The sequence below is a fragment of the Ralstonia sp. 110700041-2 genome (assembly GCF_056280165.1).
Genome location: NZ_JBSFAI010000012.1, coordinates 14,860 through 34,774 on the forward strand (window position 1 = coordinate 14,860; position 19,915 = coordinate 34,774).

Consider the following 19,915-nt stretch of genomic DNA (forward strand, 5'->3'; position numbering starts at 1 on the left):
GAATAAACGAGTGCCGCAACAGCCGCAGCCACCACAACGCAGTGTTGCGAAAACCGCTTAGGCGATCGCCTTTTCGACGACTGCCGGCTCAGCTGCCGAAATAATGCCGCCGCCGAGGCAGACCTCGCCGTCGTACAGCACGGCGGACTGGCCTGGCGTGACGGCCCACTGCGCCTCGGAGAAGGTCAGCGTGAGTGCGCCGCCTGCCGCGCGTGCGACCGTGCAAGGCGCATCCGCCTGGCGGTAACGCGTCTTGGCGCCAAGGTGCGTGCCTTCGGCGGGCGCGTGGCCGGCAACCCAGCTTAGATCGTCGGCGTGCACGGTATGCGCCAGCAGCCACGGGTGGTCGTGCCCCTGCACGACGTACAACGTGTTGGCCGCCATGTCCTTGCGCGCCACGTACCAGGCATCGCCGGTGCCGTCGCGGCTGCCGCCGATGCCGATGCCCTTACGCTGTCCCAGCGTGTAGAACGCCAGGCCGATGTGCTCGCCGATGGTCTTGCCGTCCGGCGTCTTGATCGGGCCGGGCTTGGTCGGCAGGTAGCGGTTGAGGAAATCGCGGAACGGCCGCTCGCCGATGAAGCAGATGCCGGTCGAGTCCTTCTTCTTGGCGTTCGGCAGGCCAATCTCGGCAGCAATTTCACGCACTTTCGTCTTCGGCATCTCGCCCAGCGGGAACAGCGTGCGCGAAAGCTGCGCTTGGTTCAGCCGGTGCAGGAAGTAGCTCTGGTCCTTCGTGTGATCGAACGCCTTGAGCAGCTCGAAGCGGCCATCGACCTCTCGCACGCGGGCGTAGTGCCCGGTCGCGATGGTGTCGGCGCCTAACGCCATCGCATGATCGAGGAAGGCCTTGAACTTAATCTCGGCGTTGCACAGCACGTCGGGATTCGGGGTGCGGCCGGCCGAATACTCGCGCAGGAAGTCCGCAAACACGCGGTCTTTGTACTCTGCGGCAAAGTTGACGGCTTCCACGTCGACGCCGATCAGGTCGGCCACCGATACCACGTCGATCCAGTCCTGCCGGGTCGAGCAGTATTCGCTGTCATCATCATCTTCCCAGTTCTTCATGAACAGGCCGACGACGTCGTAGCCCTGCTGTTTGAGCAGCCAGGCAGTGACGGAGGAATCCACGCCGCCCGACATCCCGACGACGATGCGCTTCTTGCTCATGACTGCGCTCCCAGGCCGTACACGCTGGCGTGCGTGTGGATGACGTCAAGCGGATACCGCTTGCCGGCCAGGTAGTCCTCCACGCAGGCGAGCAGCAGCGGGCTGCGATGGCGCTCGCGGCTGGCGCGGACTTCATCCGCCGTCATCCAGACAGTGCGAACGATGCCGTCGTCCAGCGTGCGGCGCGGGTCTTGGGGGCCCAGCTCGCCGGTAAATGCCATCCGCACGTAGGTGACCGGATCCCCCTGCGGCGGCTGGAACTGCGCCATGTAGCAGCCCAGAAACGCGGTCGGCACAAAGCTGTAGGCGGTTTCTTCCAGTGCCTCGCGCGCGACGGCGTCGACCAGGCTTTCGTCCGGGTCGAGATGGCCGGCAGGCTGGTTCAGGCGCAAGCCAGCATCGGTGTGCTCCTCCACCAGCAGAAAGCGCCCGTCCTGTTCAATGACGGCGGCAACGGTAACGCTGGGTTTCCAGCGGACAGCTTGGTTCATGGCAAAAAGGCAACAAAAACAAGGCGTTATTGTAGCTGGAGGCTGCCCTCCCCGCTTGCATGGGGCCGCTGGAACAAGGGCATGTCGCGCCAGGCCTGAGTTGTGAACAATTGAGCACACGTTTGCGCAGAATCGGCCCGCATTCCATGTTGGATCGGATATTCGACATGGCATTCGACGAGCGTCCGTGCGCCAAAAAGTTCGGGTAAGCTGCACGTCGATCCTGATCCAGCGCGCCTTCGTTCACTTCGCGCGCATCCTAACCATAATCAGCGAGGAGAGAACACGATGCACATCGGCATCCCGCAGGAGACGCGGGCGGACGAGACGCGCGTTGCCGCGACCCCGGAAACGGTGAAAAAGTACGTGGCGCTTGGCCATCAGGTCACGGTGCAATCGGGTGCCGGTGTCGCCGCTGCCCAGCCTGACGACGCCTATGTGGCGGCCGGCGCCAAGATCGGAACCGCCGCCGAGGCGCTTGGCGCGCAGATCGTGCTCAAGGTGCGCTCGCCGGAAGCGGCCGAACTGGCGCAGATGCAACCGGGCGCCGTGCTGGTCGGCATGCTCAACCCGTTTGATGACGAAAACACGGCCCGCCTCGCCGCCGCCAACGTCACCGCGTTTGCGCTGGAAGCCGCGCCGCGCACCACGCGCGCGCAGAGCATGGACGTGCTCTCCTCGCAGGCCAACATCGCCGGCTACAAGGCGGTGATGGTCGCTGCCAACCATTACCAGCGCTTCATGCCGATGTTGATGACCGCCGCTGGCACCGTGAAAGCCGCGCGCGTGCTGATCCTCGGCGCCGGTGTGGCCGGCCTGCAGGCCATCGCCACGGCCAAGCGCCTGGGTGCCGTCATTGAGGCGTCCGACGTGCGGCCAGCGGTGAAAGAGCAGATCGAATCGCTGGGTGCGAAGTTTCTCGACGTACCGTTCCTGACGGACGAAGAGCGCGAAATCGCCCAGGGCGTGGGCGGCTATGCCCGCCCGATGCCGCCTGACTGGATGCGCCGCCAGGCCGAACTCGTGCACACGCGTGCAGCCCAAGCCGACATCGTCATCACGACGGCGCTGATCCCGGGCCGCCGCGCGCCGACGCTGCTGTCGGAAGCTACCGTGCAGGCCATGAAGCCAGGCTCGGTCGTCGTCGATCTGGCGGCAGCGCAAGGCGGCAACTGCCCGCTGACCGAAGCCGACCGCGTGGTCGTCAAACACGGCGTCACGCTGGTGGGCTACACCAACCTCGCGTCGATGGTGGCGGCCGATGCCTCTGCCCTCTACGCCCGTAACGTGCTTGATTTCCTCAAGCTGATCATCGACAAGGATGGCGGCTTGAACATCAACCGCGAAGACGACATCGTGGCCGCCTGCCTGCTCAGCCAGGCCGGCCAGGTGGTGCGCGCTCCCGCAGCCACGAGCGCCGCCAAATAAGAACGGAGACGGCGGCCTGCCGGGCGTCACAGCCCGGCATGGTGGCCAGTGGCGATTTCATCTTTTGTTTCAAGGAAAGCTTCATGCAACGCAACATGCTTCGCGCCAAGCTGCACCGCGCGACGGTCACCCAGGCCGATCTCGACTACGAAGGCTCCTGCGGCATCGACGAGGACCTCCTCGATGCCGCCGACATGCGCGAATACGAAAAGATCGAGCTGTACAACGTCAACAACGGCGAACGCTTCTCGACCTACATCATCAAGGGCAAACGCGGCTCGGGCGAAATCTCGCTCAACGGCGCCGCCGCACGCCGCGCCCACGTGGGCGACCTGCTGATCATCTGCACTTACGCGCCGATGAACGAAGAAGAAGTCGCCAGCTACAAGCCCAAAGTCGTGCTGCTGGGCGAGGGCAACAAGATCAAGGCCATCAAGGAAACCTGACGCGCCAGGCGGCCGGGCCTGAACGACCTGGCCGCTTCGCACATCGACCAAGAAGCGAGGAGGAGCACTCATGGAGCTGGTCAATCACACGGTGATCAATCTGATCATCTTCGTGCTGGCGATCTACGTCGGCTACCACGTGGTCTGGACGGTCACGCCGGCGCTGCATACACCGCTGATGGCCGTGACGAATGCCATCTCGGCCATCATCATCATCGGTGCCATGCTGGCAGCCGGCCTCACACAGACGGGCCTCGGCCGCACGATGGGCGTGGTGGCGGTGGCGCTGGCGGCAGTCAACGTGTTTGGCGGCTTCCTGGTCACGCAGCGCATGCTTGAGATGTTCAAAAAGAAGGAGCCGAAGGCCAAGGCCGATCAGAGCGAGGGAGCCAAGCAATGAGCATGAACCTTGTCACCCTGCTGTATCTGCTGGCTTCCGTCTGCTTCATCCAGGCGCTCAAGGGGCTTTCGCATCCGACCACGGCGCGGCGCGGCAACGCGTTCGGCATGACGGGCATGGCGATTGCCGCCGTCACGACCGTCGCACTGATCTACAAGCTCAAGGCCGAGATGTTTGCCGGCACTGAGAGCGGCACATCCACGGGTTTCATCCTGATCTTCGCGGGCCTGGTGGTGGGCGGGGGCATCGGCGCCTATGTGGCGCGCACGGTCGAGATGACCAAGATGCCTGAGCTGGTGGCCGCCATGCACTCGCTGATCGGTCTGGCCGCAGTGTGTATTGCCGTCGCTGCGGTAGCCGAACCGTCTGCCTTCGGCATCACGATGGCCGGCGACAACGTGCTGCCCCTGGGCAACCGCGTGGAGCTGTTCATCGGCACGTTCGTCGGCGCCATCACGTTTTCGGGTTCGGTGATCGCCTTCGGCAAGCTGTCGGGCAAATACAAGTTCCGCCTGTTCCAGGGCGCGCCGGTGCAGTTTGCCGGCCAACACATGCTGAACCTGCTGCTGGCGGTGGCCATGCTCGGCTTCGGCATCCTGTTCTTCCTGAGCCAGAGCTGGCTGCCGTTCATCATCATGACGGCCATCGCCTTTGTGCTGGGCGTGCTGATCATCATCCCCATTGGCGGCGCAGACATGCCGGTGGTGGTGTCGATGCTGAATTCGTATTCGGGCTGGGCGGCGGCCGGCATCGGCTTCTCGCTCAACAACCCGATGCTGATCATTGCCGGCTCGCTGGTCGGGTCATCCGGTGCAATTCTGTCTTACATCATGTGTAGGGCGATGAACCGGTCGTTCTTCAACGTGATCCTGGGCGGCTTCGGTTCTGAAGCATCCGCCGGGGCCGCAGCAGGTGGCGGCGGACAGCAGCGCCCGGTCAAATCGGGCTCGCCGGATGATGCAGCCTTCCTCATGGGCAACGCCGAGACGGTCATCATCGTCCCCGGCTATGGCCTGGCCGTGGCGCGCGCGCAGCACGCCCTGAAGGAACTGACCGAAAAGCTGTCGGACAAGGGCGTGACCGTCAAATACGCGATCCACCCGGTCGCAGGCCGCATGCCGGGCCACATGAACGTGCTGCTGGCCGAAGCCGAAGTGCCTTACGACCAGGTCTTCGAGATGGAAGACATCAACGGTGAGTTTGGCCAGGCCGACGTGGTGCTGGTGCTGGGCGCCAACGACGTGGTCAACCCGGCGGCCAAGAACGATCCGAAGTCGCCCATTGCCGGCATGCCGATCCTGGAGGCCTACAAGGCCAAGACCATCATCGTGAACAAGCGCTCGATGAACGCCGGCTATGCCGGGCTGGACAACGAGCTGTTCTACATGGACAAGACGATGATGGTGTTTGGCGACGCCAAGAAGGTCGTTGAGGACATGGTGAAATCCGTCGAGTAAAGCGGCGCACTGACGGCCGTCAATGTGCCGTCAGGCCAGACCGGTTCCGCTTGCTCCCGGCAGCGGCAGACAGTAACGTAGTGGAAACGGGCAGCGCCGGCCACACCGGCCGTGCGCTGCACCCAGCCCTCTTCCGACTCTTCCCGACGTATGCAACAGGACAGCGCCCTGCCGGTCTATTTCCACCCTACCCTGACGGTGGTGGTCGACGACAGCCAATCGTTCGTGGAAAGCCTCGGGTTCCAGATGGACCCATCACGTGCGCTGCTGGCTTTCAATGATCCGGAAGAGGCGCTGGCGTGGCTGCGCCAGTGGCATTCGCTTCGCATGCCGGGTTTCCTGCCCGTGCGCGTCACGCACGATGACCTGACGTTCTCGACCGAGCGCCGCACGATCCAGCTCGACGTCGACCGCGTCTACCGCCAGATCCACGAGGTCAACCGCTTCCTCCAGCCCTCGGTCATCGTGGTGGATTACTCCATGCCACGCATGAACGGTCTGGAGTTCTGCGCCAAGCTCAAAGATCTGCCGTGCATGACGATCCTGCTCACCGGCATGGCCGACGAGAACATCGCCGTGCAGGGTTTCAACGACGGCCTGATCGACCGCTACATCAAGAAAGACAATCCGGCGATGGCCGAGCGGCTCAGCGCGGAAATCGAAGCACTGCAGGTGCGCTACTTCAGCAACCTGTCGAGCACACTGCGCGATCTCCTGTCGCGCCACTCGTTCAGCTTCCTGTCAGACCCGGCGATCACACGGCTCGTGCGCGATTTGTCTACGCGCTACCGCTTTATCGAGTACTACCTCTATCCGCACCCCGCCGGCGTGCTGCTGCTCACGGCCGATGGGCGGGCGACGCTCATGGTCATCGAGACCAACGCGAGCATGCTCACGCACCTGGAAAACGCCGAGGCCTACAACGCGCCCGACGCGCTGCTCAAGGGGCTACACGACAAGCAGATCGTCCCGTTCTTCTGGCCCGGCGATGGGATGTACACCCCGGCCTGTGTGGAGTGGGAACAATATTGCCTGCCCGCAGAGGTGTGCCAGGGGCGCGAGCCGTATTACTACGCGCTGTTCGACATGCCCAGCCATCTGCTGCCGGCACAGGTCTACAGCTACGCCCAATTCCTCACCAACTACAAACAGGATCCGGACGCGCTCACCGGCCGCAAGCCACGCTGAGGTGGTGTTTCCGCTTTGCTCTGCACTGCGGGTTTCCGCATTGTGTGGGTCACATTGGGCAAGTACAATCAATTGCGTCATCCGGCAGCCATGACGTCAGAGCATGGCCCGGCTGAATCGCCCTGATGCATGCGTGGCATACCTGCGGCATCATGGCGAATACGGGTGCCAGCACGCAACATACGATATGGCGCCCCGAGTTCATTACTGTGCGGGATTCTCCTTGAGGGACGATTTGGGATGCAGCAGCGGGCCGCGCGTTCAAGCAGCGCGCGTTGCGGATGTCAGCGGAGTGCATCGTTCCAATCTGGTCATGGTTCACGGTTGCACGATTCCCGTTGCCACGCTGTTGATCGGCGAGCAGTAGAGGTGCCGCGGTAGCAGTACTGAAGGCGCCGGCTGCAGTCGATCATCCTCCCCGATCTTCTCGAAGCGGGTTTGGGCGAGAGACGCCCGGGCTGGCGCGTATTGCGCACAGCCAGCGGACGGCTTCAAGCACGCTTTCACGACTGATGCGGCGGCATGCCCGGCAGTGTCGGCGGGGCGCGCCGTATTCGCGGTGCCCGGATCGCGCTACGACCCCGGGTGCGCGGTTGTTGGAGTGAGCGTCCCGCTTGGCAGACGTTTTCCCTGAAGTCTCCGGCAAATTCGCACCGTGTACTCACCCAACCAAATCGATCCCGCGGTCAGCTTCCGCAACTCACAGGGTCAGCAGGTCCGCGGCACCATCATCACGCTGCAGCGGCGTGCCCTGGTGATGGAGATCTACAACCCCTACTCGATCGTGCAGGTGAGCGAGGTGCTGTCCGAACTCGCGATCAAGATGGGGACGCGCCAAGCCTATCTTGGCAAGGCGGTGGTGATCAGCCTGGTGAACACGGGGCTGACCGCCGTCGTCTCGCTCACGCTGATCGACGAATGGCGCGAGCTGTCGGAAGTGGCCGACACGCCCGCCTCGGTGGGCGAAGAAGCGCGAACGTTCGTGCAGGAATGGCAGGAACGTTTCCGCATCCATCGCGACTATCAGATCGTCGTCAACGAGATGCGAGCGTTCCTGGCCGAAGTGTCGCGCTGGGTGGAACAGGTGGATCTGTCGAAGACATTGCCGCGCGAAGACAACAAGCTGCGCATGGATGTCTTCCAGGAGCTGGCCGAGCCGATCATGCTCAAGCTCAAGGGCTACATGGACGGGCTGGAATCGGAAGCGGGCAAGGTCGAGGCGGAGCTTGCACCTGCTCACCGCACGTTCGCGCAGGCGGCGCTGCATCCGCTGCTGTTGCGCGCGCCATTCATCTATCGCACGTACACCAAGCCGCTGGGCTACGCGGGCGACTACGAGATGGTCAACCAGATCCTCTCCGACCCGCGAGAGGGGCCGAACACGTACTTCCAGATCGTCAACGCCGCCTTCTTGCGTACCGACGTGGCCGAGGCGCACCGCAACCGCATCGACATTCTCGTGCAGTATCTGAGCGACCTGGCAGCCCAGGCCAAGGCGGCGGGCCGACCGTTCAAGGTGCTGAACGTCGGCTGCGGGCCTGCGGTGGAAATTCAGCGCTTCATTCAGGAGCATCCCGAGCCATCGCTGCTGTCGTTCGAGCTGGTGGATTTCAGCGAAGAGACGCTCGACTACACCCGCGAGCAGATGCGCCGCGCGATGGACCGCGCGCGCAAGACCGTCACCGTCGATTTCGTGCATGAATCGGTGCATCAACTGCTCAAGCGCCGCATCACGGCCGACAGCCCGCAAGCCGGCGATTGCGATGCAGTGTATTGCGCCGGCCTGTTCGACTATCTGTCCAACAAGGTCTGCCAGCGCCTGCTCTCCTACTTTGCTTCGCGCACGCGCCAGGGCGGCGCCATTCTTGCGACGAACGTGCACGGCAACAACCCGATGCGCTTCGTGATGGAACACGTGCTGGAGTGGTACCTCGTCTATCGCGATGAACCGCTGATGGCTGAGTTGCTGCCCGAAGGCTCGCACGACGTGCGTGTCTATACCGACGTGACCGGCGTCAACGTATTCGCCCAGGCCAGCGTGGCCCGGCTTGCCACATCCGCTGCTTAATCCGCAGCCCAGGAACACGCATGGAGCCTATTACACATCGCGGATACCAGGCCGAGCTCAAGCAGTTCCGGCTCGTCTTCAGCCGCATGGCCGCCATTACCGGCATCGTGCTGGTGCTGGCCGGTGTCGGGCTGGACTACGGCATGTATGTGGACAAGCTGTGGCTGTTCGCTTCGCTGCGCGTCATCACGTCGCTCATCATGCTAGGCGCACTGCTGGTGCTGTACACGCGCTGGGGCGAGGAGCACGTGCAGAGCCTGACGTTCTTCTGGCTGATCTGTCCGCAGATCATGATCTCGTGGATGATCTACGACACCGAGGGCGCCAGTTCACCGTATTACTCGGGGCTGAACCTGGCGATCTATGCAGTGGGCATGGTGATGCCGATCGGCTTTCTGCAGGCCGTACTGTTCGGCACCTGCACGTACATCTTCTGGGTGATCGCGTGCACGCTGCATCCGGGCGGCATCCAGTCGCGCGAGATCTTCATCGTGCATTCGATGTTCATCCTGTTCTCGATTGCGACGAGTACGCTGTACACGTACTTCAACGAGCGCGGGCGCTTCCAGCTCTTCCGGCTCAAGGAAGAAGTGGCGCAGAAGAACGAGCAGCTGGCGCAGACCAATCAGAACCTCACCGACATCAAGGGCCAGCTTCTGCAGCAGGAAAAGATGGCCGCCATCGGCACGCTGTCCGCCGGCCTGCTGCATGAGATCAACAACCCGGTCAACTTTTGCCTGATGGCGATTGCCGTGGCGCAGGAAGATCCGACCGCCAAGAGCAGCCCGATGCTGCTCGAATGCCTGACCGATGCCAAGGAAGGCATGCAGCGCGTGCAGCACATCGTGTCGGACCTGAAGACCTTCGCCTACCGCAGCCCCGAGAAAGGCGAAGCCGATGCACCGTTCCTGGTCGAGAAGGCTATCGACTCGGCCGTCCGCCTGACGAGCCACGAGTTGCGCGGCGTGGCCCTGGAACGCAAGCTGCCGGCTGACACGCTCGTGCGCGGCGACGAGGCGGCCATCATCGGCGTGCTGATCAACCTGTTGTCGAACGCGGCGCTTGCCATGCAAAAGGTGCAGCGCGAGAACCCGCGCATCGAAATTGCCGGTGAGTGGATCGACAACCGCCTCCATGTGGTGGTGACCGACAATGGCCCGGGGATCTCGGAAAAGAACCTGTCGCGCGTGTTCAAGCCGTTTTTCACCACGCGCGATGTCGGCAAGGGCCTGGGCCTGGGCCTGTCGATCAGCTACAGCGTGATCCAGCGCCACGGCGGCACCCTTGCGGTGACGAGCCAGGAAGGCGAGTGGGCGCGCTTCACGTTCGATCTGCCGCGCTCGGAGTAGACGCATCATGGACACCACGCCGGAGACCGTCACCATCCTCTACGTCGACGATGAAGCGCAAGCCTGCAAATGGTTCGCGCGCACCATCGGCGTCGGCTACGAAGTACTGACGGCCAACAGCGTCGAAGAAGCCAAGACCGTGCTGCGCGATTCGCACGAGCGCATCAGCGTGGTCCTGACCGACTTCCGCATGCCCGGCGGCGACGGCACCGAACTGCTGCGCTTCATCGATGCAGAATACGGCGACATCGCCACCATCCTCGTCACTGCGTATGCCGACAAGGACCTGCTGATCCAGGCCGTGAACACCGGACGCGTGTTCAAGATCCTGGAGAAGCCCTATCAGCCCGAAGACGTGCGGCGCTCGCTGCAGGAGGCTCTGGCACTGCGCCAGGACCGCCTCTTGCGTACCCAGCGCCTCATGGCAATCGACGAAACGCTGGCCTTTCTGGCGCACGAGTTGAACACGCCGCTGGCGGCCATCTCCAACTTTGCGCGCGGCATCCGCATGCGCGTGGACCAGAGTGAGCCCACGCCCGGCGCCCTTCCTGAAATTGGGCGCGCGGCCGATCGCGTGCAAGACAACGCGCGCTACTGCCTTTCAGTGATCGCCACGTTTCTGAACTCCGTGCGCAACACCTACGGCAAGCCCGGCACCGCAGCCACGCCCAACAGCGCGGGCGGGCTGATCCGCTCGTTGTTCGATACGTACCCGTTTACGAACGCACAGCGCGAATGGGTGTCGTACCGCGTGGAAGAGGATTTTCCGATCCAGACGCTGCCCAACTGCGTGATGCTGGTGCTCTCGTCGCTCACGAGCAACGCGTTGCAGGCACTGCGACACACCCATGCGCCGAAGCTTGAAATCGTCGCAAGCCGTGCGCCAGATGCGGGCAACGCCCAGCACATGATCCGCATCGAAGACAACGGCCCCGGTATCGCGCCCGACGTTCTCGCGCGGCTGACCATCGACCCCGTGACCACGCGCGCCGAAGAAGGCGGCAACGGCATGGGCATGATTTTTTGTACGCGGATCATGCAATCGTTCGGGGGAGCGATTGCAATCGATTCCGCACCCAGCGCAGGCACGCGCGTGACTCTGACGTTCCCATGACAAGACCATCAACATTACGAACCACGCCGCACGTGATCCGCGCGTTTGCCGTATTGGCCGCATTTGCTATGAGGAGTGACGGATGACCAATCCCGGGGGCCACACGCCCACTAACCCGCCCAAGATCCTGTACGTGGACGACGAGACATTGGCGCTGACGTACTTCGGCCGTGCCATCGGTTCACTGGCGCCGGTCGTCACCGCCACCTCGGTCGAAGAAGGCAAACGCATGCTCGACCGGCACGCCGCCACACTCGGTGTGCTCGTGTCGGACCAGCGCATGCCCGGTGAACTCGGCAACGAGCTGCTGCGCTATGCCCGCGAGCGCTATCCGCACCTCGTGCGCATCCTGACGACCGCCTACTCCGAAATCGAAGACACGGTGGAGGCCGTCAACCAGGGGCAGATTCACCGCTACATCAAGAAGCCGTGGGACATCACCGCATTGCGCGTGGAACTGAAGCAAGCATTGGAGTTCTCCGATCTGCGCCGCGAACGCGACGCGCTGCTACGCGAGAAGATGACGGTGCGCCAAAGCCAGACGCTGACGCATCGCATCGGGGCGCTGCAGACGCTGTACCTGGCGGTGTCGGGGCTGTCATCGTTCAGCGCCGTCAACGATTACCTGCGTGCTGCCGCAGCCGTGGGTCTGCAATCGTTGGCACAGCCCGACTGGGCGATGAAGGACTACACCGAGCTGGTCGGCGAAGAAAGCCTGCGCACCGGCGAGTTCAGCCACGCAGTACGGCAGGCCTATCTCGACTTGTCGTCGCGCTTTGACAGCAAGCCGGCAGCCCAGGCGTTGGAGGTGCTGGCCGAGGCGCTGGACGGCAAGGTCTCGCCGTCGGGCCACGATGCTGCGGCGGTGGTTGATCTCACCACGCTGACGGAATTCCTGGAAGCCGCGTCCACGCACAAGGTGTCGGAGGCGCATGCCAAGTGGCTGGCGTTCCTGCTGTGGCTCGATGGCAAGGGCTGGTCGCTCACGGCCGAGCGCGATGGCGCGACCGTCAAGCTGCGCCTGCTCGACAACCAGACGCAGCTCACGCCGGATCAACTCGCGGCGTGGATGGAGCATTTCCAGGATCTGCAGGCCGCCTGAAACGGGCCCGCAGTTGTCACACAGCGCCGATGCCTATGCGTCGGCGTTGTCGTTTGAGGCATCGCCCTTTGCGGGCCGCTCGGGCCGTTCGGGTCGATCACGCATGCCGCCCTTCACCATGTCGAAGCGGAACAGGCGGCATTCGATGTTGCCGTTGTAGAGCGGCGTGCGCTGCGATTCCTTCAGCCGCATCCGACGCGGCATCGAAAGATCGCCGGTGAAGACGAACGCCTTCCAGCCGGCGAACTCACGCTTGAGCGTGCCGGCAAAAGCCTGCGCGAATTCGTTGGCGGCGGCCTCTTCCTCGGGGTCAACCGGGGGGGGCGGCTCAGGTTGCCGCAGCTCGCGCATCGGACGGCGGCCATCGTCGCGCGGGGCACCCATGGCGCGGCTGGCGCGCTCGAACACGGTGCCATCCTCGTCGCCCTCGCCTTCCGGTCGGCGGCGGCGTGAACCGTGTGCACCGCGCACGGCGATACGCTCACCGTAGGGCGGGTTCATCAACAACACGCCGGCTGCCTCGAACGGCGGCTTGCCGAAGCGTGCATCGACTTGCTTGAGCGCCGGCTCGCCGGGCAGGCCGGCACGCTGCCAGTTGGCGGCGGCATAGGCCAGCATGTCGGTGGAAATGTCGGAGCCGGCCACCAGCGGCGGCGCACGGCGCATGGATGCGGCGGCCGCATCGGCGGCAGCTTCGCGCAGGCGCTTGAAGCATTTGGCGTCGTGGTCCTGCAACCACTCGCAGGCGAAGGCGCGCTGCCCGCCCGGTGCAATGCCCAGAGCACGTTGCGCAGCTTCGATGAGGAACGTGCCGCTGCCGCACATCGGGTCGTAGAACGGCATGCCGTGGGCACCCGTCCAGCCCGTCAGGCGCAGGATGCCGGCCGCGAGGTTCTCCTTCAGCGGCGCCTCGCCCTTTTCCTGGCGCCAGCCGCGCTTGAAGAGCGGCTCGCCGGTGGTGTCGAGGTAGATCGTGCAATCGGTCTCGGTCAGGTATGCGTAGATGCGCACGTCGGGGGAGACCGTATCGACGCTGGGGCGCGCGCCCATGCGCTGGCGGAAGCGGTCACACACCCCGTCCTTGACGCGCAGGCCGACAAACTTCAGGCTCTGCAACGGCGATTTGTGCGCGGTCACGTCCACGCGGATCATTTCGTCGGGCGTGAAATAGTCTTCCCAGCGCTGCGCAGCGGCCAAGGCGTAGATGTCGTCTTCCGAGCGATACCCGCGCGAGCCCAGGCGCATCAGCACACGGCTGGCAATGCGGCTGTGCAGGTTGACGGCATACGCCGCGCCCTGCGTGCCGAAGAAGTGCACGCCGCCCGGCACGGTGCGGCCCACCTCGAACGCGGCCAGCTCATCCACCTCGGGGCGGATGGCGATTTCGGCCAGTTCATCGGCCAGCGCCTGTTCCAGCCCACGGGGGCATGGCGCGAAGTAAGCAGTTGCCATCGGAAAACCAGAAAAATCAGAACGGCTTGACGACCACCAAGATCGTAATCGCCAGCAACAACAGCACCGGCAGTTCATTGAACCAGCGGTAGAACTTGTGGGAGCGCTTGTTGGCGCCCGCCTCGAACTTGCGCAGCAGCACGCCGCAGCCATGGTGGTATCCGATCGTCACGAGCACCAGCGCGAGCTTCGCGTGCATCCAGCCATTGGGTGGATACAGCCCGATGCGATATCCCAGGAACAGCCACAGCCCCAGCAGGATCGCGACAATTGCCAGGATGGTCGTAAAGCGGAACAGCTTGCGCGCCATGATCAGCAGGCGCGTGATGGCCGCGCGCTCGGTTTCCATTGCCAGGTTGACGAAGATGCGCGGCAGATAGAACAGCCCAGCAAACCACGACGCAATGAAGACGATGTGAAAGGCTTTGACCCAGAGCATGCGAACCGTCCCGTGAATGGAGTGAAGCGCGATCGGTAAAAACAGCGCGCCGCTCGTGGCGGCGCTCAATGTGCAGCAAGCGATATCAGGTGCGAATCTCGCCGTGCCCGAACACGACGTACTTCAGCGAGGTCAGTCCCTCCAGCCCGACCGGCCCACGCGCATGCAGCTTGTCGTTGGAGATGCCGATCTCGGCGCCCAGGCCGTACTCGAATCCATCGGCAAAGCGCGTGGACGCGTTGATCATCACGCTGGCCGAATCGACCTCGCGCAGGAAGCGCATGCCGGTCGAATAGTTCTCCGTGATGATCGAATCGGTGTGCGCGGAACCGTAGGTATTGATGTGCTCGATGGCCGCGTCCAGACCGTCAACGGTGCGGATCGACAGGATCGGCGCAAGATATTCGGTGTGCCAGTCGGCCTCGACGGCATCTTTCAGATTGCCGAAGCCTGCAGCTTCGAGCGTAGCGCGCGTGCCCGGGCACACCCGCAGTTCGACGCCCTTGTCCTGGTAGATACGTGCCAGCGGCGGCAGCGCGCGTGCGGCCACATCGCGCGACACGAGCAGCGTTTCCATCGTGTTGCACGGCGCATAGCGTTGCGTCTTGGCGTTGTCGCACACGCGCACGGCCTTCTCGATGTCCGCGTCGGCGTCGATGTAGACGTGGCAGATGCCGTCCAGATGCTTGATCATCGGCACGCGTGCTTCTTCGATCAGTCGCGCGATCAGGCTCTTGCCGCCGCGAGGCACGATCACATCGACGTACTCCGTCATGGTGATCAGCTTGCCGACGGCCGCGCGATCCGTCGTAGCCACCACTTGTACGGCGTTGGCCGGCAGGCCTGCGTCTGCCAAGCCTTCCTCGATGAGCGCCGCCAGCGCGCCGTTCGATTCGATCGCTTCGGAACCGCCTCGCAGAATGGTCGCGTTGCCCGACTTGATGCACAGCGCCGCGGCATCCACCGTCACGTTCGGCCGCGACTCATAGATGATGCCGATCACGCCAAGCGGCACGCGCATCTGGCCGACCTGGATGCCGGTGGGCCGGAACTTCATATTGCTGATCTCGCCGATCGGGTCGGGCAGCGCAGCGATCTGCTCCAGGCCCGCGGCCATGGTATCGATGGCGCGGTCGGTCAGCGTGAGGCGGTCGATAAAGGCAGCATCCTGGCCGTTGGCGCGGGCACGCTCGACGTCGCGGGCGTTGATCTCTTTGAGCTTGGCGGCATCGCGACGGACAGCGGCCGCAATATGCAACAGCGCGCGGTTCTTTTGCGCAGTGCCGGCGCGTGCCATGCCGCGCGAGGCAGTGCGCGCCTGACGGCCGACCAGGGCCATGTATTCGTTGACGTCGAGCTGCTTCATGATGATCGCGACCGGCAAGCTGCCGGCAATTCAGTGTGAGGACAATTCGAAGGCTTGCGCCGATGGCGCGGATCAGGCCGGCACCGGGAGGCTGCCCGGCCGCGCGATACGCATCGCCAGTTGCAGCAAGCCATCCCAAGGTTCAGCGGGTAGCGATGGTTCACGCAACCCCTTGACCTGCCGATCCAGCTTGGCCGCCATGGAGAGCGCTCCCTCCAGCTCGCGCTGCGACAACCGCTGCGCCGCCTGCGGCACCAACCGCTCGCGCGGGCCCCACACCCGAAGTTCCCGCAGCATGGACGCCACCGGCTTGCCTTGGGCCGCGCCCGAGGCGATTTTTGATAATACGCGAATTTCTTCGGTCAACGTCCAGAGGACCAGGACCGTCGCTTCGCCCTCGCCCCGCAGCCCTTCGAGCATGCGTACCAGGCGCGGCACGTCTCCAGCCAGCATGGCTTCGGACAGCTTGAACACGTCGTAACGCGCCACGTTGAGCACCGCATCGTGCACATCGTCGAACGTCAGTACACCGGGCGGATGCAGCAAGCCGAGTTTCTGGATTTCCTGATGCGCGGCCAGCAGATTGCCTTCCACACGGTCGGCAATGAACTGCAGGGCGCGGCGGCCAGGCTCACCGGGCTCCACACGTTGCTGCTGGCGCGCCAAGCGCTCGCCAATCCAGCCGGGCAGCTTGGTGCGGTCCACCGAATCGACCTTGATCGACACGCCAGCGCCTTCCAGCGCCGCGAACCACGCCGACTTGGCGGTCGCAAAATCCAGGCGCGGCAGCGTGATCAGCGTGAGGGTGTCGGTGGCGGGGCCGGACGGTGTGCCGGCCGCCAATGCGCGCAATGCTTCGCCGCCATCCTTGCCAGGCTTGCCGGACGGAATGCGCAGCTCGACGATCTTGCGATCTCCGAACAGCGACATCGACTGCTGCGCCTCGGTCACGCGCGACCACGAGAAGCCGCGTTCGACGCTCATCACCTCGCGCTCGCTAAAGCCCTGCGCGCGCGCAGCTTGGCGCAGCGCATCGACAGTCTCAAGTGCGAGCAGGTGCTCGTCGCCGTGCACCACGTACAGCGGCGCGAGCCCCTTGGCAGTGGCCTGCTTCAGATGACCTTCGAGCGCGTCGAGCCGCAATTGCATGGGAAACCTTGCCCTGATCTGCCGCTTACGACGGCAGTTTCACGGCGCCCAGGCGCCGTACGAGCTGGTTGATCGTATCGCCCTGCATGTCCCGGTAGAGCGCCGCTTCTTCGTAGTCCTTGGCGAGCACCTGTGTCTCGTTGTACGAGAGATCGCGGAACTGCGTGATTTCCGACGGCGGGATCAGCAGGTTGTCGTGCGCATCGCGCAGCTGGAAGCGGAAGCGGTACGTGATGCGGTACTCGCGCACCACACCCTGCGGCGTGAGCGACGAGATGGTCTTCACGCGGTCTTCGGCCAGCACGTCGAGCAGCGCATCGGCGTCTTTCTTATCCGACACGATGATGGTGTCGGAGCCGTTGTCGATCAGCCGGCGCAACTGCGCGCGCATCTGCGAGTTCTGCGGCAAGTTGATGTACAGCCGCTTGAACGCGAAGTCGGTGTTGCCCCGCATGTGGAAACCGCAAGCGGACAGCGCCGGCAGCGCAATCGCAAGCGCAAGGACAGAGCGGCCAAAGCGACGGCGGGACAAACCTCGGGACAACGACATAACCATGCGTTCCTTGAGTGGGATGGCCGATCAGGCCACCACGTTCACCAGACGGCCCGGCACCACGATGATCTTCTTGGGCGGCTTGCCTTCAGCAAATTTCTGGACAGCTTCATCCTTGGCGGCAATCGCTTCGATGGCAGCGCGGTCGGCATCGGCCGGCACGACAATGCTGCCGCGCACCTTGCCGTTGACCTGCAGCACGAGTTCGATCTCGCTTTGCACCAGCGCACCTTCGTCGACCTGCGGCCACGGGGCATCGAGCAGGTCGCCATATGCGCCCGCGTAGCCCAGTTCCGTCCAGAGCACGTGCGTGATGTGCGGCACGACCGGGTACAGCACGCGCAGCAGCAGCCCCAAGCCTTCGCGACGCGCGTCGGCACCGGCGTCCTTGGCGCCTTCCAGCGCGTTGAGCATCTTCATCGTCGCGGAGACGACGGTGTTGTACTGCAGGCGCTCGTAGTCGTAGTTCGCTTGCTTGAGTACGGTGTACAGTTCGCGGCGCAACGCGCGATCGGCATCCGTCGCACCCGCCACGACGCCATTGCCGTGGCCGCCGCGAATGGCGTCACCATGCACCACACCAAAGTTCCACAGACGGCGCAGGAAGCGCGAGGCGCCCTCCACGCCGGCGTCGTTCCACTCGAGTTGTTGCTCGGGCGGCGCGGCGAACATCGTGAACAGGCGCGCCGTGTCGGCACCGTACTGGTCGATCAGCGCTTGCGGGTCGATGCCGTTGTTCTTCGACTTCGACATCTTCTCCACGCCGCCGATCACCACCGGCTGGCCGTCGGCCTTGAGCGTGGCACCCACCGGGCGGCCGCGTTCGTCAGTCTGCACGTCAACATCGGCGGGGTTGATCCACTGCTTCTTGCCCGATGCATCTTCGCGGTAGTACGTCTCGTTGAGCACCATGCCCTGCGTGAGCAGGTTGGTGAACGGCTCGTCGAATTTGACGAGGCCCAGGTCACGCATGACCTTGGTCCAGAAGCGCGCGTACAGCAGGTGCAGGATCGCATGCTCGATGCCGCCGATGTACTGGTCCATCGGCATCCAGTAATCGTTGCGGGCATCGACCATTGTTTCGCCGTCCGGGCACGTATAGCGCATGTAGTACCAGCACGAATCGATGAAGGTATCCATCGTGTCGGTCTCGCGGCGCGCGGGCTTGCCGCACGACGGGCACGTGCAATTCAGAAAGCGCGGATCCTTGGCGAGCGGATTGCCCGTGCCGTCCGGAACGAGGTCTTCGGGCAGACGCACCGGCAGGTCCTGCTCGGGCACCGGCACGACACCACAGCTCTCGCAATGGATCAACGGGATCGGCGTGCCCCAGTAGCGCTGGCGCGAGATGCCCCAGTCGCGCAGGCGCCAGGTGGTCTTCTTCTCGCCCAGGCCTTGTGCGGCCAGATCGGCAGCCACGGCATCAACGGCCTGCTGATAGTTCAGGCCATCGTACTTGCCGCTGTGGAACAGCACGCCGTGTTCCTTGTCGCCGTACCAGTCGGCCCAGGTGGTCGTGTCGTACGACTGGCCCTTCACGTCGATCACCTGCTTGATGGGCAGGTGGTACTTGTTGGCAAAGGCAAAGTCGCGCTCGTCGTGCGCGGGCACGCCCATCACGGCGCCGTCGCCGTAGGTCATCAGCACGTAGTTGCCGACCCACACCGGCACGGATTCGCCCGTGAGCGGATGCGTGACGGTCAGGCCAGTCGGCATGCCTTTCTTTTCCATGGTGGCCATGTCGGCTTCCATGACACTGCCGTGCTTGCACTCTTCGATGAACGCGGCGAGTGCCGGGTTGCTCTGCGCGGCGTGCGTAGCAATCGGATGCTCGGCGGCCACGGCGCAGAACGTCACGCCCATGATCGTGTCGGCGCGCGTGGTGAAGACGTACAGCTTGCCGTCGTTGATCAGCTTGCCGTCGTCACCGGAAATGTTATGCGGGAATGCGAAGCGCACCCCCTCGCTCTTGCCGATCCAGTTCTGCTGCATCAGCTTGACGCGCTCGGGCCAGCCCAGCGGGTCAAGGTCGGAGAGCAGTTCCTGCGCATACTTGGTGATGCCCAGGTAGTACATCGGGATCTCGCGCTTTTCCACCACCGCGCCCGAACGCCAGCCGCGCCCGTCGATCACCTGCTCGTTGGCGAGCACGGTCTGGTCGACCGGGTCCCAGTTCACGGTGCCGGTCTTGCGGTAGGCGATGCCCTTTTCGAGCATCTTCAGGAACAGCCACTGGTTCCAGCGGTAGTAGTCGGGGCTGCAGGTCGCCACTTCGCGCGACCAGTCGATCGCCAGGCCCATCGACTGCATCTGCTTCTTCATGTAAGCGATGTTGTCGTAGGTCCATGCAGCCGGCGCCACGCCGTTGTTCAGCGCCGCGTTTTCCGCCGGCATGCCGAAGGCGTCCCACCCCATCGGCATCAGCACGTTGTATCCCTTCATGCGCAGTTGACGCGTCATCACGTCGTTGATCGTGTAGTTGCGCACGTGGCCCATGTGCAGCTTGCCCGACGGATACGGCAGCATCGAGCAGGCGTAGAACTTGGGCTTGTCCGAGCCGTCAGCAGCGCGCGCGTGTTCGGTCACGCGGTAGGCATCCAGAGCCTGCCAGTGTTGCTGCGCTTGCTGTTCGACGTCGGACGGGGAGTATTTGTCTTGCATGGTGATGGGTCGTCCGGGTGTCCGGGCGATTGCAGCCGCGCCACCAACGCGCGCAGCCGGATTGAATAACGGAAAAGGCCCG

General features: G+C 63.9%; 17 protein-coding genes. 9 read left to right on the forward strand and 8 right to left on the reverse strand.

Annotation, left to right across the window (positions count from 1 at the left end; translation table 11 throughout):
• Positions 1 to 57: 57 nt before the first annotated feature.
• Both mnmA and ACUXH0_RS17840 read right to left on the reverse strand, forming a co-directional pair.
• Positions 58 to 1,170 (reverse strand): tRNA 2-thiouridine(34) synthase MnmA, encoded by a 1,113-nt coding sequence (gene mnmA, locus ACUXH0_RS17835; protein ID WP_012436389.1) that lies wholly within the window; start codon positions 1,168 to 1,170, stop codon positions 58 to 60.
• A complete protein-coding gene (locus ACUXH0_RS17840; protein ID WP_004632845.1) occupies positions 1,167 to 1,661 on the reverse strand; it encodes an NUDIX hydrolase in 495 nt (164 codons plus the stop codon). The genes mnmA and ACUXH0_RS17840 overlap by 4 nt, the downstream gene beginning before the upstream one ends.
• A gap of 288 nt (positions 1,662 to 1,949) precedes the next feature.
• On the opposite strand from ACUXH0_RS17840, the gene ACUXH0_RS17845 reads away from it, so the two are divergent.
• The 9 genes from ACUXH0_RS17845 to ACUXH0_RS17885 all read left to right on the forward strand — a co-directional run bounded on the left by ACUXH0_RS17845 (position 1,950) and on the right by ACUXH0_RS17885 (position 12,213).
• Positions 1,950 to 3,089, forward strand: coding sequence for a Re/Si-specific NAD(P)(+) transhydrogenase subunit alpha (locus tag ACUXH0_RS17845; RefSeq protein WP_004632846.1), 1,140 nt, complete (start codon positions 1,950 to 1,952; stop codon positions 3,087 to 3,089).
• 83 nt (positions 3,090 to 3,172) lie between these two features.
• Positions 3,173 to 3,535 (forward strand): aspartate 1-decarboxylase, encoded by a 363-nt coding sequence (panD, locus tag ACUXH0_RS17850; protein ID WP_009241493.1) that lies wholly within the window; start codon positions 3,173 to 3,175, stop codon positions 3,533 to 3,535.
• Positions 3,536 to 3,605: 70 nt separating this feature from the next.
• Positions 3,606 to 3,935, forward strand: a complete 330-nt coding sequence (locus ACUXH0_RS17855; protein WP_004632848.1) for an NAD(P) transhydrogenase subunit alpha part 2 — start codon at positions 3,606 to 3,608, stop codon at positions 3,933 to 3,935.
• Positions 3,932 to 5,392, forward strand: a complete 1,461-nt coding sequence (locus tag ACUXH0_RS17860) for an NAD(P)(+) transhydrogenase (Re/Si-specific) subunit beta (protein ID WP_012436390.1) — start codon at positions 3,932 to 3,934, stop codon at positions 5,390 to 5,392. Before ACUXH0_RS17855 ends, ACUXH0_RS17860 begins: the two co-directional genes overlap by 4 nt.
• A gap of 150 nt (positions 5,393 to 5,542) precedes the next feature.
• A complete protein-coding gene (locus ACUXH0_RS17865) occupies positions 5,543 to 6,580 on the forward strand; it encodes a response regulator (protein ID WP_012436391.1) in 1,038 nt (345 codons plus the stop codon).
• A 655-nt stretch (positions 6,581 to 7,235) separates the two neighbouring features.
• A complete protein-coding gene (gene phcB, locus ACUXH0_RS17870) occupies positions 7,236 to 8,648 on the forward strand; it encodes a class I SAM-dependent methyltransferase PhcB (RefSeq protein ID WP_004632851.1) in 1,413 nt (470 codons plus the stop codon).
• Positions 8,649 to 8,668: 20 nt separating this feature from the next.
• Positions 8,669 to 9,997 carry a sensor histidine kinase gene (locus ACUXH0_RS17875; RefSeq protein ID WP_182594450.1) on the forward strand — a complete coding sequence of 443 codons (1,329 nt, stop codon included), beginning with the start codon at positions 8,669 to 8,671 and terminating at the stop codon, positions 9,995 to 9,997.
• A 7-nt stretch (positions 9,998 to 10,004) separates the two neighbouring features.
• On the forward strand, positions 10,005 to 11,111 hold the full coding sequence (phcR, locus tag ACUXH0_RS17880) for a two-component system hybrid sensor histidine kinase/response regulator PhcR (RefSeq protein WP_137910750.1): 1,107 nt from the start codon (positions 10,005 to 10,007) through the stop codon (positions 11,109 to 11,111).
• Between the two features lie 82 nt (positions 11,112 to 11,193).
• A complete protein-coding gene (locus tag ACUXH0_RS17885) occupies positions 11,194 to 12,213 on the forward strand; it encodes a response regulator (protein ID WP_004632854.1) in 1,020 nt (339 codons plus the stop codon).
• Positions 12,214 to 12,246: 33 nt separating this feature from the next.
• Here the strand turns inward: ACUXH0_RS17885 and ACUXH0_RS17890 are convergent, their stop codons facing one another.
• The 6 genes from ACUXH0_RS17890 to leuS form a co-directional block, all read right to left on the reverse strand.
• Entirely contained in the window at positions 12,247 to 13,665 is a 1,419-nt protein-coding gene (locus tag ACUXH0_RS17890; protein WP_012436394.1) for a THUMP domain-containing class I SAM-dependent RNA methyltransferase, read from the reverse strand.
• A 16-nt stretch (positions 13,666 to 13,681) separates the two neighbouring features.
• On the reverse strand, positions 13,682 to 14,104 hold the full coding sequence (locus ACUXH0_RS17895) for a CopD family protein (RefSeq protein ID WP_009277382.1): 423 nt from the start codon (positions 14,102 to 14,104) through the stop codon (positions 13,682 to 13,684).
• An 85-nt stretch (positions 14,105 to 14,189) separates the two neighbouring features.
• Complete coding sequence (locus ACUXH0_RS17900; protein ID WP_012436395.1) at positions 14,190 to 15,470, reverse strand: glutamate-5-semialdehyde dehydrogenase; 1,281 nt, start codon at positions 15,468 to 15,470, stop codon at positions 14,190 to 14,192.
• A 72-nt stretch (positions 15,471 to 15,542) separates the two neighbouring features.
• On the reverse strand, positions 15,543 to 16,619 hold the full coding sequence (gene holA, locus ACUXH0_RS17905) for a DNA polymerase III subunit delta (protein ID WP_004632859.1): 1,077 nt from the start codon (positions 16,617 to 16,619) through the stop codon (positions 15,543 to 15,545).
• A 25-nt stretch (positions 16,620 to 16,644) separates the two neighbouring features.
• Positions 16,645 to 17,169, reverse strand: a complete 525-nt coding sequence (locus ACUXH0_RS17910; protein ID WP_012436396.1) for an LPS-assembly lipoprotein LptE — start codon at positions 17,167 to 17,169, stop codon at positions 16,645 to 16,647.
• A gap of 30 nt (positions 17,170 to 17,199) precedes the next feature.
• Complete coding sequence (gene leuS / locus ACUXH0_RS17915; RefSeq protein ID WP_012436397.1) at positions 17,200 to 19,833, reverse strand: leucine--tRNA ligase; 2,634 nt, start codon at positions 19,831 to 19,833, stop codon at positions 17,200 to 17,202.
• Positions 19,834 to 19,915 lie beyond the last annotated feature (82 nt).